Origin of the sequence: Salsuginibacillus kocurii DSM 18087, from assembly GCF_000377705.1 — a bacterium.
Lineage (GTDB): Bacteria > Bacillota > Bacilli > Bacillales > Marinococcaceae > Salsuginibacillus > Salsuginibacillus kocurii.
This window is the reverse complement of record NZ_KB898628.1, coordinates 219054-235968: the sequence shown is the minus strand read 5'-3', so window position 1 is coordinate 235968 and position 16915 is coordinate 219054. Positions and strand designations below refer to the sequence as shown.

16 protein-coding genes are annotated in these 16915 nt (G+C 42.7%); all 16 read right to left on the bottom strand.

Annotated features, from left to right (window positions below; genetic code table 11):
* A partial coding sequence (locus D469_RS0113460; RefSeq protein ID WP_018923920.1) for a helix-turn-helix domain-containing protein occupies nucleotides 1–196 on the bottom strand: 196 nt, incomplete at its 3' end.
* Between the two features lie 199 nt (nucleotides 197–395).
* A complete protein-coding gene (gene cimA / locus D469_RS0113455) occupies nucleotides 396–2021 on the bottom strand; it encodes a citramalate synthase (protein ID WP_018923919.1) in 1626 nt (541 codons plus the stop codon).
* 173 nt (nucleotides 2022–2194) lie between these two features.
* A complete protein-coding gene (locus tag D469_RS0113450) occupies nucleotides 2195–3040 on the bottom strand; it encodes a PRD domain-containing protein (RefSeq protein ID WP_018923918.1) in 846 nt (281 codons plus the stop codon).
* A gap of 165 nt (nucleotides 3041–3205) precedes the next feature.
* Nucleotides 3206–3709 carry a PTS sugar transporter subunit IIA gene (locus D469_RS0113445; protein ID WP_018923917.1) on the bottom strand — a complete coding sequence of 168 codons (504 nt, stop codon included), beginning with the start codon at nucleotides 3707–3709 and terminating at the stop codon, nucleotides 3206–3208.
* A 252-nt stretch (nucleotides 3710–3961) separates the two neighbouring features.
* The gene (gene asnB, locus D469_RS0113440; RefSeq protein WP_018923916.1) at nucleotides 3962–5809 is read right to left on the bottom strand and encodes an asparagine synthase (glutamine-hydrolyzing); all 1848 of its coding nucleotides are present in this window, start codon (nucleotides 5807–5809) and stop codon (nucleotides 3962–3964) included.
* 76 nt (nucleotides 5810–5885) lie between these two features.
* The gene (locus D469_RS0113435) at nucleotides 5886–6878 is read right to left on the bottom strand and encodes a class I SAM-dependent methyltransferase (protein WP_018923915.1); all 993 of its coding nucleotides are present in this window, start codon (nucleotides 6876–6878) and stop codon (nucleotides 5886–5888) included.
* Between the two features lie 21 nt (nucleotides 6879–6899).
* Entirely contained in the window at nucleotides 6900–8240 is a 1341-nt protein-coding gene (locus tag D469_RS0113430) for an FAD-dependent oxidoreductase (protein ID WP_018923914.1), read from the bottom strand.
* Between the two features lie 309 nt (nucleotides 8241–8549).
* On the bottom strand, nucleotides 8550–9419 hold the full coding sequence (locus tag D469_RS0113425; RefSeq protein WP_018923913.1) for a fructosamine kinase family protein: 870 nt from the start codon (nucleotides 9417–9419) through the stop codon (nucleotides 8550–8552).
* On the bottom strand, nucleotides 9416–9886 hold the full coding sequence (locus D469_RS0113420) for a low molecular weight protein-tyrosine-phosphatase (protein WP_018923912.1): 471 nt from the start codon (nucleotides 9884–9886) through the stop codon (nucleotides 9416–9418). Before D469_RS0113420 ends, D469_RS0113425 begins: the two co-directional genes overlap by 4 nt.
* 333 nt (nucleotides 9887–10219) lie before the next feature.
* Nucleotides 10220–10504 carry a hypothetical protein gene (locus D469_RS0113410; RefSeq protein WP_018923910.1) on the bottom strand — a complete coding sequence of 95 codons (285 nt, stop codon included), beginning with the start codon at nucleotides 10502–10504 and terminating at the stop codon, nucleotides 10220–10222.
* Between the two features lie 185 nt (nucleotides 10505–10689).
* The gene (locus tag D469_RS0113405; protein ID WP_018923909.1) at nucleotides 10690–11130 is read right to left on the bottom strand and encodes a YaaR family protein; all 441 of its coding nucleotides are present in this window, start codon (nucleotides 11128–11130) and stop codon (nucleotides 10690–10692) included.
* A 103-nt stretch (nucleotides 11131–11233) separates the two neighbouring features.
* On the bottom strand, nucleotides 11234–12046 hold the full coding sequence (locus D469_RS0113400) for a flagellin N-terminal helical domain-containing protein (RefSeq protein ID WP_018923908.1): 813 nt from the start codon (nucleotides 12044–12046) through the stop codon (nucleotides 11234–11236).
* A gap of 22 nt (nucleotides 12047–12068) precedes the next feature.
* Nucleotides 12069–12488, bottom strand: a complete 420-nt coding sequence (fliS, locus tag D469_RS0113395) for a flagellar export chaperone FliS (protein WP_018923907.1) — start codon at nucleotides 12486–12488, stop codon at nucleotides 12069–12071.
* A 59-nt stretch (nucleotides 12489–12547) separates the two neighbouring features.
* On the bottom strand, nucleotides 12548–12847 hold the full coding sequence (locus D469_RS0113390) for an EscU/YscU/HrcU family type III secretion system export apparatus switch protein (protein ID WP_018923906.1): 300 nt from the start codon (nucleotides 12845–12847) through the stop codon (nucleotides 12548–12550).
* Nucleotides 12844–15399: a hypothetical protein gene (locus tag D469_RS0113385; protein WP_018923905.1), complete on the bottom strand. Its 2556-nt coding sequence runs from the start codon at nucleotides 15397–15399 to the stop codon at nucleotides 12844–12846. Before D469_RS0113385 ends, D469_RS0113390 begins: the two co-directional genes overlap by 4 nt.
* Nucleotides 15400–15512: 113 nt before the next feature.
* On the bottom strand, nucleotides 15513–16709 hold the full coding sequence (locus D469_RS20360; protein WP_040606844.1) for a DNA polymerase IV: 1197 nt from the start codon (nucleotides 16707–16709) through the stop codon (nucleotides 15513–15515).
* Between the last annotated feature and the right edge of the window lie 206 nt (nucleotides 16710–16915).

The following is a 16915-nucleotide window of genomic DNA, read 5'->3' as shown; positions in this document are numbered from 1 at the left end:
AGGTATATTGTTTACCAACAGGTTGAGCTAGTCTGTGATTTTCACCCTCTCGATACCATCTCATCCATGTTTTGATCTGAGTTTTACTTTTGATACCGAACTTCTCCATAATTTCTCGATTCGTCCATTCACCGGACAATTTCAAACGAATCACTTCTTGTTTAACTTCTTCAGGATAAAACTGTTTTTTACCCATAAAGAAAAACACCTCCTAAAATGTCGATTTAATACTACATACGACTTAGGGGGTGTTTTTTCCTGTCTCATATTATTGGGTCACTCTAACAAGCAGGATGCTCTTTTTCGAGACTCCTGCTTGCGTATATAAAAAGCTCTGAGAGGTGGCCACCTTTCAGAGCTTTTTTCGCTTATTATATCCGTTTAAACACAAGTGTTTAATGATTATTGATGCTTAGCAAATCGGGAGCTGTTTCTTTATCCACCATCGCAAGGTCGTCTGCTCGTTTCATAAAATAGTAACCGATACTGTCCACTAACGCAATCCAGCTCGCTTCAATAATGTTTGTGCTCACCCCAATTGTACTCCAGGTGGAGCGCCCATCAGATGATTCTATTAACACACGCACCGTGCTTGCCGTTGCCTCGCTATCATCAAGCACCCGCACTTTATAATCGGATAAATACATATCATGAATTAACGGGAAAAATTCTCCCAACGCTTTACGCAACGCGTGGTCCAAGGCGTTCACCGGACCATTTCCTTCGGCGGCAGTCATTACTGGACGGCCTTCCACATTTAACTTAACGACAGCTTCTGTATTAAACGAACCGTTATCTTCTTTGTCTGTTAAGATTTTAAAATGGTCTAATTCAAAAGTGTCAGCAACCTGACCTAACCCTCGTTTCACTAAAAGTTCAAAAGATGCTTCCGCAGCTTCATAATGATAACCTCTGTTTTCCATATCTTTTAGGTTTTCAATAATTTCTTTGCATGTAGGATCATTTTGGTCCAGTTCTATATTCATTTCTTCTGCCTTAAATAACAAATTGCTTTGCCCAGATAATTCTGACACTAATACGCGGCGCTTATTGCCAATGCGTTCCGGCTGTAGATGTTCATACGTTTCAGGATGTTTACGAACAGCGCTCACATGCATGCCGCCTTTATGAGCAAAGGCACTTTGTCCTGTAAATGGTTGATTGGTCGGAGGCACTTGATTTGCAATCTCATGGATGTATTTTGAGGCGGCGGTTAACTGCTCTAATCGTTCTGATTCGATACAAGAGTAACCCATTTTTAGTTGTAAGTTAGGGATAACTGAGATCAAATTAGCATTGCCACAGCGTTCCCCGTATCCATTCATCGTTCCCTGTACGTGAGATGCTCCTGCACGAACAGCCGCAATGGTATTAGCGACCGCTAGTTCACCGTCATTATGGCAATGGATGCCGGTTTCAGTTGTAATATGTTCTGAAACATAGCCAACGACTTCTGCAATCTCATGAGGCAATGTGCCCCCATTTGTATCACACAACGTAATACAATCGGCTCCTCCTCGCTCTGCCGCTTGCAAAGCTGCCATCGCATAATCAGGGTTTGCTTTAAATCCATCTAGAAAGTGCTCTGCGTCAAAAATAACTTCTAACTCATTTTCTTTTAAGTATTTTACAGACTCTTCAATCATAGCTAGATTTTCTTCAAGAGATACTTGCAGCGCTTCGCGAACATGAAAATCCCAAGTCTTCCCGAAAATAGCTACCGCCTCAACACCGCTTTCAAGAATCCGCCTTAAATTGGGATCATTCTCTGGTGCTGAATATGCTCTTCTTGTACTACCAAATGCCGTCACTTTGCTTCGTTTTAGCCCCAACTTCTGTACTTCTTGAAAAAAATCCATATCTTTTGGGTTGCTGCCCGGCCAGCCGCCTTCAATATAATGGACGCCTAAACGATCAAGCCTCTCGGCAATTTTCAGCTTATCATCAACCGATAAACTTACCCCTTCCCCCTGGGTGCCGTCTCTTAATGTGGTATCGTATATAGCCACTGGAAATACCATTCTTATTCCTCCTGACCTCGCTCCAAAGTCTTGCTACCCCTCACACTTTGACTATTATTTGTTGCGTTTGAGTATAGCATAGTGTTATTCATTTGACTATGTGGAGGAGAAAAAAATTCACCTCCACGAGACATTTTATTCTCGCAAAGGTGAATTCATTAATTCATTTCGGATTATTTTAATGTTTCATTTGCAGCATGCAAAAGGCGTTGGACATGCATGGATATATAAACGACTTCGTCTGCAGGCAGCTCCACGGACCAATCTTTTTGCAGCATTTGCATGGCTTGGCTAGCAGACTGATAGATTTGTGGGTATTTCTTTTCTACCATTTCTCTCATATCCACAGGCGTGCCTTCCAGCGATTCTCCTTTTTGAGCAGCTCGGACGGCTAAATTCAAATGAATGGTAAGCCCTTGATAAGCCGCATGCTCTTTTGGAAAAGAAACCTGCAATTGTTCTTCGATTATTTTTACCATATCCTGTACAGCCTGAGCTCTCACTGTCGCTTCTCTTAGCGTCCCTTGCTGTGCGCGAGCTGTATGTAAATGCATGGCAATAAATCCAGCTTCGCTCTCCGGTACTTTTACTCCAAGCTTTTCTTCAATCAATGAAGCCGCCCATAGAGCTACTTCCATTTCCTCGGCATATAGAATCTTAATTTCTGGCAGTAGTTGATTCGTGATTGCTGCCCCGTTCTGCAAACGCTCAATAGCCATGCTTACATGCTCAAATAACGTCGCATATAACCGGTCTCCAAATGTTGCTCCTAACGAATGTTCACTTCTGCGTACGATCTCACGGACCACGTCAACATATGACTCAGGAAAGTTATGCAAAAGCTGGCTGAATTTTAACTGGTCATCTGCTGCCATAACAAAAAGTTTTTCAACCTGCTCTGCCGAAATTTCATCATATTTCTTCTTATTAAAAGCAAGACCTGATCCAAGCGCCACCTTTTCTTGGCCCTGGTCTTTAATAATCGCTGCGTTATTATTTAACACCTTTTGAATTATCATAGGTATCTCCTTGTGAATAGCACTCGACTGTATTTTACTGAAAAACCAAAAAGAATGAAAGGAAGAGCGCATAAAATCTTTAAAGCTTTTTATATGAAAACTAAAAAAAGCTTCAAAAGGGAATTTTCCCCTTTGAAGCCATAGTTTCACCGTTCTTAAACAACCTTAAGAAGGATTAACATTCACAGTTGCTACTGGCGTTTCTCCAGCTGATAAATCCTGCACAGATTCAATACTGTGCGAATTAATTTGGTCTGCTTCCGTAAACACAACAGGAGTAATGGTGCTTTTTGCATCTTGATTTACTTTGTCCATATCAAACTCTACTAATACATCTCCTTGATTAACTGAGGAACCTTCAGAAGTATGGACTTCGAATCCTTCACCATTAAGACTTACAGTCTCTAAGCCAATGTGTATAAGTAAATCCAAGCCTTCATCCGAACGGATACCTAATGCGTGTTTGGTAGGAAAGACTTGCGTAACTTTCCCTTTTACCGGTGAAACAATTTTTCCTTCTGCCGGGTCTACCGCAAAGCCTTCCCCCATCATTTTTTCTGAAAATGTAGGGTCGGGAACTTCAGTTAAATCGACGAATGTTCCATTTGCTGGGGAAAAAACCTGGACGTCTTTAGGTTCGCTCTTTTTTCCGAATAATTTTTTTAGCATAGGTACTCACCTCTATTTTTATGTATAGCCTGAATAGTATAGTTTCAAACTTCAAGCATTTCCCTTCTCCTTGTATATACAAGGTATGAGAGAAGTCAGATACTAATGTAACGAAAGAAGAAAGGAAAGTCAATTCATTCTATTTGCTTGTCCAACAAATCGCAACCAGTATTCACGAAAATATTCTTTCTTAGTACTTTTTCCCTTTTATAATCTGATTAAACAAAACAAACCCAAGGGTAGCCCCCTAGGTTATAGCTTAACAGAAACACTGTACGTTTTTAACCAATGATTCACCTGCCAGATAAAGGCTAACAGTTGAGGTCCTGTCATAAGCTGGCCGAAAAAAGGTTCTTTCACTTCAAATCCCCTCGTACGGCTCAGTTGTTCCAACGCCTTTTCATCCATCAAATCGTGAATTGGTTCATTTTTGTTCTTTAATATTTCTTCTGTCATAGTACCAATCAGTTCACTATACTTTGGATGGTGAGTTTTAGGGTACGGACTTTTTTTACGTTTTTGTACTTTAGTTGGGAGATGAGAAGCCATTGCTTTCCGTAATAACCCTTTTTCCTGCCCGCCAAATTGTTTCATATCCCAGGGCACATTCCAGACATATTCTACGAGACGGTGGTCAGCAAATGGCACTCTGACTTCCAAACTAGCTTTCATGCTCATTCTGTCTTTCCGGTCAAGTAAGGTGGTCATAAACCAAATAATATTCAAATAAAATAATTGTCTTCTTTGTCTGTCTTCACTTGATTCTCCATCAAGAAGTGGTGTTTCATCCAACGTTTCTTGCATGCGGGCTTTAACATAGGCTTCTAGATCGAGCTTCCCTGCTAAATCTTGGTGCAAAAGCGACTCTCTCGTATCTAAAGAAGACATCCACGGAAAAAGCGGACGGTCTACTAACTCTTGGCGGTGAAACCACGGGTAGCCGCCAAATATCTCATCTGCACACTCACCAGACAGGGCGACAGTCACATCTTCTTTCATCTTCCGGGAAAACCAAAGCAGTGATGAATCAATATCAGCCATGCCCGGTAAATCCCTGGCTTCTACCGCTTCACCTAACAAATCAGCAAGTTTCTCCTGTTCGATCGTATGCACGGTATGATTGGTTTTGTACCGATTAGACATTGCTTCAATAAAGGCTGTGTCTTCAGCCGGTGTAAAGGCATCCGAAGAAAAATGGGCAGCATTTTCTTCATAATCAACTGAAAATGTAGGTAATGTTACGTTCTCGTATTTTTTCAGTTTTTTGGCCGCTATAGCAGTTAAAATGCTCGAATCAACCCCGCCTGAAAGAAACGTCCCCAATGGAACATCACTAACAAGCTGGCGCTCTACCGTATCAACAAGCAACTCATGTAATGTATTTTTTGTTTGCGCAAATGGACTGGTATGAGGCAAAGACTCGAGCTGCCAATAGCGCGAAATCGTTTTTTTCTCTGGCGTAATCGTCATGAGGTGAGCCGGGCGCAACTCATGTATACCTTTAAAAACCCCGTGCCCTGGTGTTCTCGACGGTGCTAGTGCAAATAATTCATGCAACCCTTCTTCACCAATTACAGGGTCCATTAACCGATTAGCTAAAATCGCTTTTAACTCAGAAGCAAAAAAGAAATTATTTCCACTTTCAGCATAAAAGAGTGGTTTAACACCAAGTCGGTCCCGAACCAATGTTAATTGCTTCTTTTTTTCATCCCAAACAGCAAAAGAAAAAATCCCATTAAGTCGTTCGGGAGCTCGCTCTCCCCAGCAAATAAATGCATGTAAGACCACTTCAGTGTCGGAATAACTTTGAAAACGAAAGCCCTGGGCATATAACGTTTGTCTTATTTCTTCTGTGTTGTAAAGTTCGCCATTGTACACAATGGTATAATTGGAATCCCCTGCCATCACTGTCATTGGCTGCGCTCCGCCAGCCGGGTCAACTACCGTAAGGCGTGTATGACCAAAGCCTATATCTTCATCTAACCAATGGTTGGTTGCATCCGGCCCCCGGTGCAAAATCGTTGAAGTCATTGCTTCAAGCTCTTGCTTTTCCTCAACTAACGAGCGATCATAATTTAACCATCCGACGATTCCACACATCATCGTCACCCTTCCGCACTTCATATCACTTCATCTGCACTATATGCAATAGAAGGCAAAAGAGTGTTATTCTGTGTTATTTTTTCTGTAAGACAAAGTAGTACCATCCCCCTTCTTTAATAATGGGAGCACTCCTTTTCATCCGAAACCCGGCTAGTTTGCCGTACTCTTTAATGCTTTTAAAGGAGGGAAGAGGATAGAGGTTGTCTTGTGCCGACATAAAACTATTAAAGGCAGACGAAAAAGCGTTTCCATTTTTTACTCCGTTAATAGGAGACATAACGACTAGAACACCTTTTGCGTCCAACAAATCATAGGCTTTTTTAAAAATGGGCAGTCTCTCTTCTGCCGGAAAATAATATAAGACATTATTTAACATCACCATATCGGGGTTATAATTGGTGGGATGTAAATCTTCAATTTTTTCATGCAGTAATTTCACGTTTTCATACCCTTCGGTGCGTTTTTGCGCTTCCTTCAACACATCAGCGTGCATTTCAACCCCAAACAGTGAATGTTTTGGTTTTTTTTGAGCCAAACGAGCTAAATAACCTCCATGCCCACAACCTAAGTCCATTATTTTTTTACAACGGTACCGTTTTATTTCAGATAGAATCTTTGGAAAAGCCAGCGTTTCTAGCAATGCTGATGTTTCGGCGACTGTTTTGCCATGATCCTTATCTACATAAGAAACCTTTTCGTCTTCTACTAGTAATTCCTTATAAGCAAGCATCGTTGGCATGTGAAGCTCTAGCATTTCTTTTAACAAAATGCCTACTGAGTCCGGGCTTGTCGGTGCTACATAGCGAAGCATATGTTTATCGCTTTTAATTTTTCCGTTCCGCTTTGCCTTTAAATGTCCTACCGCCAAGCCAACTTCAACCCATCGCTGCAAGAGCAAATGGTTCAAATTTCGTTCCTTTACCACCTCATCGATCGTCACTGGCTTACGAAAAGCTTCAAACAAGTAGAGAGAATAGCCTAAATGTGCATGCCAAGTCGGCAAGAAGGTTTCATTTTTTTTCATCCATTTTCTAGCCCAAATAAGGCGTCTCCATTCATTCATCATGCTTACCTCTCCCTACACTTTTCATTTTGTTTGTGCATACCAGGGGTAATCGTCAATAGGGGTGAATAAGTATTTCCGCTGCTTAGCGGCCGGATACGGTTTTGAGCTTGTCAGTCCTGGAGGAAAACCAAGATGTTTCATATAATCAAATATTGTAGCTTTCCATAAACCTAAGCCTGATACATTTAACATCTGTTTGAAATGGATTTTAGGATTATGTTCCATATAATATAAGGCTCGTAGTCTTAACTTTCTCCAGATAGGATGTGTGAGCGAATAAGCAAGAGCAGATTGATGGCTTAACCTCGATAAATATTCAGCTCTTGGTTTTCTTACTCGTTCAAACCATTGTAAGTTTTCTAATCCAAGCTCTCCTTTTTCATACATCCATGCTAAAAGTTCCCCTAACACATCTCCGTCTTGAATTGCCAAATTCATCCCTTCACCAGCCATAGGATGGACACTGTGCGCAGCATCTCCTATGATCACCCGATTTCTGTCGACATAGGCAGACGCGTTATGACGAACAGGAATCATGAGTTGAATCTCACGCCATGATCGTAATTGATCTACATATCCCTCCATTTCCGGCATAAATCGTTTGTAAGCCTCGAAAAAACTTTCGAGTCCTTCTTCTTTCATGGCTTTCCATTCCCCAGGTTGAATTAAGAGGACACTGCGCACTTCATTGTTAGGCAACGGGAACAATCCTAGGAACGAATGCTGAGAACTATACATAACCGACTCTCTCAGGCCTGGTGGTTTGGGGAATGAAACTGTTAGAAATTGATGATTGTAATTTGTCTCTTTTAACGTAACATTCATATGTTTTCGGACGGAGGAGGCTCTCCCTTCCGCGCCAATATAAAAATCCGCAACTATGAGTTCTTCCCCGTCTTTTGTTTTTATACGAGCTTTTTGCTTGAACAAATTTGTTTCACTTGTGAAGCCTAAAAAGCGCGCTGGGCGCAAGTGATGAAACGTATCATGCTGGTTAAGCTTCTCGAATAATAAGTCTCTAAGCTTTTCATGTGGTATCATTTTCGCTTTATTATAAGGAGAAGCTAAAATTGAATATGATAGCGAGCTTCCACCTCGAAATGTAGGCGGCGAATCTTCAAATGTATCAACTTCCAGCGAGCGAATTTCGTTTATAGATTCACTTTCTGCTTCTAACTCTTCGTTTAGTCCGAGACTGTACAAAATTTCTACGCTCTTAGGTTGGAGAAGCTCTCCTTTATATAAAATACTCTGCCCTGCATCTTTTTCTACTAACAGAACATCGATCTTACGTTGGACGAGTTTTAACGCAAGGGTTAAACCGGCCACCCCTCCTCCTACAATGAGCACCTGATAATTCATCGCCCCACCACCTTCGTAGCGAAGTTTCCCGAAAAAAACAGGCTATAAACCTCAGGTCTGCCTGTTCATAGGTTATACCTCCCTTGTTGAATAGTTATTTAACACAAGTAAAAATACGGTGCGTGAAATTTTTATTTTTTGTCCTTCTTCCTCAGCAGCTACGACCTCATATGGCAGAGATAAAAAAGGACCTGTCCTATAGCCAGATGGTGGTAAGACCAACATACATGAGGCTAGCGGCAGGTCACGTTAAGGAGGCGAGAATACTACGTTGTCTAACCATAAAGAGAGATTTTTTACTCTAAAAGGTTATTTCGCCTGCTTTAAACTATAATGTTCCAAAATTCGATCTACACTCGGCCCATAGCTTTCTCCGAAGGTATTTAAATGAACAAGTAAATAATAAAGCTGATACAAGCTTTTTCGATGCTTAAACTCAGGGTCCAGCGGTTGAAGTTCGTAATAAGCATGAAAGACCTCATCTGGGAAACCGCCAAAAAGCTCCATAAATGCTACATCTACTTCAGCATGCCCAACATAAACGGCTGGGTCAATCACATATGGCTTTCCTTGCGGTCCTGTTACCCAATTTCCACTCCACATATCTCCGTGTAGGCGCGCAGGTACTGGGTCTTGCGGCAGCCATTCTTCCAATCGGTCAAGTAGAGACCAAGCTAGCTTTGCCCGTTGCTGTGGCAGCCGCCCTGCTGAGCGTGCTAGTTCAAACTGTGGATACAACCTTGCTTCCCGGTAAAATTCCACCCAATTTGTTGAATAACCGTTCGGCTGAGGCAGTTCCCCAATGAAATTATCGCTTGCCAAACCGAACTCATCATACGTCGAAGTGGCTTGGTGCATAGCAGCAAGACCGTGGCCCAGGCGTTCATAACTATCAGGCTGAGGCTCGCGTTCAATCCATTCAAGCAGCAAAAACTTATCTCCTCGTGCATAAATTCGCGGTACCCCTACACTATTTGTCTGCCCAATAAACGTGAGCCCCCGTGCTTCTTGTTCAAAAAAATGCATGGGAGCTTGATGGTTCACTTTTAATAAATAGCGGCCTGCTGTTGTTTCAACATAGTACGTGTCATTAATGCTTCCGCCCGAAACGGCTTCGATATGCTGCAAGGAACTGGAAATTCCGGCTTTGTCAAGGATCGGATCTACTATATTTTTCATAGCTTTTCACGACCTTGAATATGCTGCAGCAAATACGTACAGCTTTCGTCCACCATCTCAAACACTTCTTCAAAGTTGCCTGTGAAATAAGGATCAGGTACATCTTTGTTTTTATAATAGGGATGAAAATCGAGCATTCTCGAAACTTCAGATGGTGGGTCCCCTGTTAGTTGTTCGCGAATGGATGTGAGATTAGCTGCATCCATCGCAATGACGTAATGAGATTTTGTTAAGTCCTTGGGCGTCAACTGCCTCGCTTTAATCCCTGAAAATGAAATTTTATTTTTATGTAGAATATCTTGCGTTCCTTCATGCGGAGGTTTACCGATATGCCAATGACCGGTGCCGACTGAGTCCACACTTATTACGTGCTCTAGTCCTGCCTCAGTTACTTTTTTTCTAAAAATAGCTTCGGCCATAGGTGAACGGCAAATATTCCCAAGGCACACAAACATGACATGAACCATTTTCACAACCCTCTTTCTAAACAGACGAATTACTGTATATTATACGCTATTTTTAATTGAAAAAAACCCTTGTCTACATACTAAGAGGGGCTGAAAATCATTTTTCCTTTTAATTTGATAGTAACCTTTGGTTGCATTAAGTATTTTTTAAAGTCTTGTTGGTGAAGCCACTTCATACGAGTTTATCTCCTTAACATCCTGGTGAAAGCAAATTCACTAAACTGTCAGGACAGTGATTCCTTCTCTATCTATATAGCACATTTATTCAATATACGAAAGGACCTCCTGCTGTTAAAAGTCAGGAGGTCCTATTCACTCATTCGTTATATTTATTTATGCAAAAATTTCAGCGTGCTCCGCTTGAACTTTTTCTAAAATCACTTCAATTGACGTTTCATTCTTATTCAACGTATATTCACACACACGGCTTAACGAATGCTCGCCTTTTCCTCGCAGAATATGAACAACTTCCTGCGTTTCAGCTTCTTTCAAGCAAATCGTTCCATCTGTCTTTACACTAGCATCTGTGTTTTCCATCTTTTCATAAATCACAAAGCAATCGTCTTTCGTTTTTTCAGCAAACAACTCTTTTGACTCAACGAGATCGTGTACGATCATCGATTGAACACTTCCTATTCTTATTTTATTAACGAGCACGATTTGCTCATTTCATACTTTATCGTAACGAAAGCAAGAATAAGGCGCAATCTCGATTAAACAGGGTTACAGGCTAAATAAACAGATGAATAACACTGGAAGCCTTTGCATCTTCTGATTAGTTACTATACAGCCAGCAGATGGCGTTACGCGTGAATATTAACGAGTAAACCGCGTACTTCTCCAACCATATCTAAAATATCAAGACCGTTCTTCTCCTGTTTAATAACTGCATCAGTTAAGTCGAGCAATTTACGGTCCACTTCTTCTACAATTTTATATACTTTGGTGCGGCCGCGCCGGTTGTACCCTCGTTTTTCTTCCAGGCTCAACCCATTTTGTACCGCTTCGTCCATAAAGTCTGTCACAAGCTGTTTGTATTTCCTAAGTTCTTCAACTGTTCTAGTTTCTGACAGGACTTTTCCTTGATCATCAATTTTTTTCATAAGCTGGGTCATACGTTCGTGACTTTTTTCATCACGGCGTTTATCCATCATTTCTTGAAATGAAACACTAGTTTGTGTATCTGTTTTTTGTTTTGCTGCTGCCCGCGCTGAGCCTGTTCGTCCTACTTTTTGTACATCCATTCATGACCCGTCCTTTTTTAACTTTTACTCAGTGTATCATGGCGGCTTGCTTTGCCAAAGAAATAAGAAACCCAGACATAAAAAGCCTGGGGGAAAAATAACCTTATTGCAACAGTTCAAGAACGCCCTGCGGAAGCTGGTTCGCTTGCGCCAGCATAGCCGTGGCAGACTGGTTGATTATATTGTTGCGTGTAAACTCCGTCATTTCTTCCGCCATGTCTGCATCACGAATCCGAGACTCTGCCGCTGTTAAATTTTCATGCGTCACTTGGAGGTTGTCTACGGTGTGCTCCAGGCGGTTTTGCGTCGCACCTAGCTTGGAACGGTCGGAAGAGATTGTTTGTAAGGCCGTATCAAGCTGTCCGATAGCGTCATTTGCCTCATCTTGGGACGAGACATCGAGATCATTAATACCTAGTCTATCTGTATTCATCTCATCAATCTGTACTTCTACACTTTGATCAGTATTTGGCCCAATTTGGAATTTAAGAGGGTCTCCTTCTCCGTCTAACAGCTCCCGCGTATTAAATTCCGTCTTATCGGAGATTTCGTCGATTTCTTCTAAGAGCTGATCGATTTCTTTTTGAATTTCCCCACGGTCATCTTCGGTATTTGTGTCGTTGGCTGCTTGTACTGATAATTCCCGGATGCGCTGAGTCATCGATTGAACTTCATCCATTGCGCCTTCAGCGGTTTGAATTAACGAAATCCCGTCCATCGCATTGCGTTCAGCCTGGTCAAGCCCACGAATTTGGGAGCGCATTTTTTCAGAAATCGCAAGCCCAGCCGCATCATCGGCTGCTCGGTTAATGCGCATGCCAGAAGAAAGCTTCTCCAAGTTGCTGGAGATCTGCATTTGATTTTGGTTCAAATTGCGATAGGCATTAAGAGCTTGGATGTTGTTATTTATTTTCATTTCGGGTCACCCTTTATGTGTATTAATCAAACATGACATGCTGTTCATAGGCATTTGTTTTATGTTTTAACGGTTTTAACTGCTTGTCTTCCTTCTTGGCCATCGCCTGGCGCCAACTTTCAGCAATTGGCCTTAGAACCTTTAAAGCCTCTTCAACTGCTGTAACTTCCTTCTTATAATTAGCTTCAATAATCCGGTCCGCCATATAGTTGTATAGCGAATCTAGTTGATCAGCAATGATCCCAGCATCATAGCTTAAACCGGAGCCAAGTCGATATAATATGTCGTTCGCTTTTTGCAATTTCTCATTTGCCGTCATAAATTCTTTGGCATAAATGGCGGCTTTAGCTTCTTCCAAGTTATCTTCACAAGCTTCATAAAGAAGCGCTGTTAGTTCTTCGGCTGATTTTTGATACAGCAGTTCCTCTGATATAAAGGACAAGGTTTAGCCCCCTCCTTCCGTTCTATTCTATGTTTATATCGGTTTTTTTGCCGGAATCTTTAATATTGATTTTCCATTTCTTCGATCAACAGGAGGATTTCAGCAATCACTGAGTACAATTGCGGCGGAATGTTTTCTCCTAAATCCATATCAAGCAAGTTTTGTACGAGCTGAGGGTCTTCCTGCATCTGAATACCATTTGCATCTGCTAATTCAAGAATTTGCTTAGCTACTTGGCCCTGCCCATGTGCTACAACTTTTGGGACCCCGCCTTCCTCTTCGTCATAGCTTAGCACAGCAGCAGAAGGGCCATTTTGCACACGCTGATTCAGCAGATTCATGTATTGATAATTTTTCATACTTTATAGTCAAACCCCTTCTCTGTAAAAATAGGCAAGGCTTCTTTCTTCTGCTCACTTCCTGTATCTACTGCTTCCGCAGGAACTTCTTCCCCTTCTAAAGGAGCATATGCAATTGAATCAACCTGGTAGCCTACTCCTTCTAACAAGCGCGTTGTTTTTTCAACGATAGGCATCATTTTACCTTCAAAATCCGCTTGGTCATTTTTTAAGGTAACACTAAGCGCACGATCACTCGCTTCTACATGTATGCCGGTTTTTCCTAATTTCGGTGTCTCTATTAAAAAGTAAAGATCGCTGTTTTCCCAATCGAGCTTCTCACCACTTTTTCTTGCATTTACGTATACATCTAAATCTTCAGTTTGATTTTGCAAAAGCACAGGCAAAGTGAAAAACAAGCTTTCCATTGAGCTTCCGTTGTCTTCTTTGCTTAACAGCTGTTGCCCAGTTAGGTCTTGCAACGTTTCATCTGCTTTTTCTGCTCTATCTTGTTCCAATTCATCTTTAGCCAGCTGCAGCAGCACGTGTTTCAAGTTGCGCTGTCTTTCTCCGTCCTGACTTGAAGTAGCTGTTTCTCGGTTGGCTGCTAAGTACTGGGCAACTTCAGGTTCACGATTTAACCCTAGAGTACGCATATATTCAAACATCTGCCTGGCGCTCCCGTCCTGTCCAGCAGCGAGCCTGCCTACGTCCTGAAAGACCTGGGCCGCTTGCTGGTTCGCTGATTGAGCGGATGGCGCTCGCATTTGTTGATTGCTGCTATCATTGAAGAGAAAGTGTTTCGCTTTTCGTTCTGTCGGTTCAAAGCTCATCCGCTCGACTTGCGCCTGAACCTCACGTACCATCCGTGCAGCTTCTTGATGTTGGCCGCGCTGCAGGTGTTTTTTGGCTTCAGCCAGCTGAGCACTGGCCTGCATCATTTGGCGTTCCGTTTTCATGTCAGCTATCATCATCATGTCACTGCGCATAATTTGGCGATCCAAATTTTTTATCGTACTATCTAATATTTGCTGGGCAGAAGGGAGCGCAGCCCGTTGTTCGGTTTGTATAAGCCGAGCCGCCTGGTCAAGATTTCTCGCTGTGTCTCGACGCATCGCAGCAAAATCATCTGTTAATCGTGCTAATCTTTCAGTTACACGTTCTTCTACAAGCACCCTGGACTCAAATGGAGCATTTACTTGAAATTGTTCATTCGTACTATATGCCGCTGCATTTGCAGTGGAGGAAGCAGGTTGAGAGCTACTTGTCTGCTCTACGATTTGAGAGAGGATTTTACGTGCACTTAATTCCCGTCCTTCACTTACACGAGTTTCTGCTGTTTCCAGCCGTTCAGCCAACCCCTGCATTTGACTGCTATTTACATGCGGAAGCACTTGGTCGCGCACATGCTGAATGGCCTGGTTGATGTTTGTTTCAGACTGAATAACCGTGCGCGCTTGTTCTAGCGATTGTGTAGTTTGACCACTGGTTGCAGTTTGAGCTGCAGCGGCTCTTAAGTTTGCCGCTTGTTCAGGTCGATCCAAATTGGTAAGCAGTTGTTGCAGTCGTTCCCCACTGTTTTGCTGTAGCTTGGCAGACTGTCTGCCAAGTGTAAGAGCTTCGTTTACTGTAGTAGAAGGTGCATTTCCTTCCCGCATTAATTGCTGAACCTCTGTTAGAATGCGATCAGAACTGCCTCCTGTCAAAAGTTGTTGTAATATGCGTCCCGCTTCTCCCCCACGGGAACTTGCTTGTTCCAACATACGCAGTGCTTCGCTCATTCTTTCGCTGCTGGCAGTTTGCAGCTGATTGGTTTGAGCAAGCACTCGTTCAATCGACCGGGCCATGTCCTGGCTTACTTGTGCATTATTAGTAAGGTGATTTCTCAGCGCTTCCTGCACCCGGCTCGGATCTTGGCCCCGTTCTAACATTTGTCTTAATTCTTGGGCTATTTCCCGCACAGCCTGAGCTTCGGTGGAGGCAGGCTGTAGCTGGGCACCTGAAGCTTGAGCAACTTGGTTGAGAGCTTGAGACATAGAACCTCCATGCAATGCCTGGTGAACAGCTTGAAGATGTTTAGGTGTCACTTCAAGTTTCTTCGAGGCAAGCGCTTGAACCGTCTGCATATGAGCTTGTTGGGTGGCAGGTGTTTGTTGCATATGTCGCCGTAAGTGTTGGACAGACTCTTGATTTAACGGTATCCCTCGATCAAATAAGGTACGGGCTGCTTGTCTCAGTTCAGCTGAAGGGCGTTCTCCGCCATTCATTCGGGTTAATGTCTGCTCAAATGAACGTGACTCGCCACCGCTTGAGCGGTTAGTTGACCCTTCTTGTACGGCACGCACTTTTAACCGGTCCCCGTCTTTTTCTTTCACTTGTATCGCAGCTCGTTCCTCCTTTGGCACCCCATTTTCAAACGTAGCCGTCAGTTCCCTTCCACGAACTTGAATTGTAGCTTCACGGTCCGATTTTCGGTCCACGATCTTTGCCTTAACCATATCTCCCTGTTGTAAGGAGCCTTGCTGATTGGACCCGCTCCTGCCGGCCAGCGCTTGTTGGCTGTTTACTTGCATATCATTCACTCCCGCTCTTTGCATCTACTTATTATATCGGATAAATACCTCTCATTCTTTACTACATCAAAAGCAAAAACCTCACCTCTTTTCTTTAATACAGGTGAGGGCGTTCAGTTCTTATCTTCCTTTCGCTTAGAAAAGCTCCCTTTTTGGGCTGCTCCTTCGCCAAAGCGCTCAGTCAAGTGGGCAAGCGTTTGGTTAAGGTTTTCTTCACGTTCATCTTCCTTGTATGAAAATAAATCAAGTTGTTTATAGATTTGGTGTCGCTTCTTTACCTCCTGGGCTGTAATACCGATAAGTCGGATCGGGCGCCCATCCCAATGCTCTTCCCACAACTCTTCAGCCGCTTGGTAAAGGTCTTCAGCCTGATAAATCGGTACGTTTTGTTTGCGGCTGCGCGTAATTGTTTCTTTGAGACCGTAGCGAATCGTAAGCTGAATATTATCCGAAAAAAGCTCAAATCGATCTAAGCGCGCTGCTACTAATTGACTTAGCTCAGCGAGGATATTAAAAATACGTTCCACTTCATCTGTATCCCGTGGCAACGTCCGGGATTTCCCTACGCTTTTTCGTTCATCAGCTGCTTCTGGATTAACTGAACGCGGGTCATGGCCATGAGCACGTTCATAAATCAATTCACCTTTCACGCCCAAGTAAGCTTTGAGTTCTTCTTTATCGGCCCGGGCAATATCACCAATTGTATGCCAGCCTTTACGTTTTAACTTTTTTTCTGTTTGTTGTCCGACTCCATGCATTTCAATAATGTCCAGCGGCCAAAGCACCTCTTCGACATCTCGTTTTCGAAGTACTGTAATCCCCATGGGCTTTTTCATGTCACTCGCTGTTTTAGCCAAAAACTTGTTTGGGGCAATTCCAATGCTAGAGGGGAGTCCTAACCTTTGATAGAGTTCAGCTTGAAGTTGCCGGGCGCCCATTAGAGCCTGTGGACCTTCATACACTTCTGTCATATCCATATAGCCTTCATCAATGGAAACGGGTTCCACATAAGATGAATACGTCTTTAAAAAAGCGAACATTTGCCGAGACACTTCACGATACGTATCAAAATCAGGAGGCAGTAACAGGAGATCTGGGCATTTTCTTAACGCTTTCCAAACGGGCATCGTTGTTTTTACACCTTTAGCTCTTGCTTCATAACTTGACGTAACTACGATTCCTCTACGTTGTTTGGGATCGCCAGCGATGGCCAGCGGCTTTCCTTTAAGGTCAGGGTTGCGATTTATTTCAACCGAGGCATAAAAACTATTCATATCAACGTGAAATAGTATGGGATGCTTTTTCATCATAGACCCTCCTGCATCACTTACTTTCATCTTACCATGTTCCGCTTGAATATAGGTGAATGCTGCTCTAACGAACGTTATAGCTCTACTCAAAAAGAGACAGCGATAATGCCGCTGTCTCTAAAACTTGCAAAAAAATGTATAGATTCATGAGAACAACTGTTTTTCCAAGCTTGGAATATGGTACGGTAAATGTAAGCGAATAGAAA

Excerpts from the sequence above, each read along its gene's own strand:
- cimA (WP_018923919.1), bottom strand. The coding sequence starts at position 2,021 with ATGGTATTTCCAGTGGCTATATACGATACCACATTAAGAGACGGCACC.
- D469_RS0113450 (WP_018923918.1), bottom strand. The coding sequence starts at position 3,040 with ATGATAATTCAAAAGGTGTTAAATAATAACGCAGCGATTATTAAAGAC.
- D469_RS0113445 (WP_018923917.1), bottom strand. The coding sequence starts at position 3,709 with ATGCTAAAAAAATTATTCGGAAAAAAGAGCGAACCTAAAGACGTCCAG.
- asnB (WP_018923916.1), bottom strand. The coding sequence starts at position 5,809 with ATGTGTGGAATCGTCGGATGGTTAAATTATGATCGCTCGTTAGTTGAG.
- D469_RS0113435 (WP_018923915.1), bottom strand. The coding sequence starts at position 6,878 with ATGATGAATGAATGGAGACGCCTTATTTGGGCTAGAAAATGGATGAAA.
- D469_RS0113430 (WP_018923914.1), bottom strand. The coding sequence starts at position 8,240 with ATGAATTATCAGGTGCTCATTGTAGGAGGAGGGGTGGCCGGTTTAACC.
- D469_RS0113425 (WP_018923913.1), bottom strand. The coding sequence starts at position 9,419 with ATGAAAAATATAGTAGATCCGATCCTTGACAAAGCCGGAATTTCCAGT.
- D469_RS0113420 (WP_018923912.1), bottom strand. The coding sequence starts at position 9,886 with ATGGTTCATGTCATGTTTGTGTGCCTTGGGAATATTTGCCGTTCACCT.
- D469_RS0113410 (WP_018923910.1), bottom strand. The coding sequence starts at position 10,504 with ATGATCGTACACGATCTCGTTGAGTCAAAAGAGTTGTTTGCTGAAAAA.
- D469_RS0113405 (WP_018923909.1), bottom strand. The coding sequence starts at position 11,130 with ATGGATGTACAAAAAGTAGGACGAACAGGCTCAGCGCGGGCAGCAGCA.
- D469_RS0113400 (WP_018923908.1), bottom strand. The coding sequence starts at position 12,046 with ATGAAAATAAATAACAACATCCAAGCTCTTAATGCCTATCGCAATTTG.
- D469_RS0113390 (WP_018923906.1), bottom strand. The coding sequence starts at position 12,847 with ATGAAAAATTATCAATACATGAATCTGCTGAATCAGCGTGTGCAAAAT.
- D469_RS0113385 (WP_018923905.1), bottom strand. The coding sequence starts at position 15,399 with ATGCAAGTAAACAGCCAACAAGCGCTGGCCGGCAGGAGCGGGTCCAAT.
- D469_RS20360 (WP_040606844.1), bottom strand. The coding sequence starts at position 16,709 with ATGATGAAAAAGCATCCCATACTATTTCACGTTGATATGAATAGTTTT.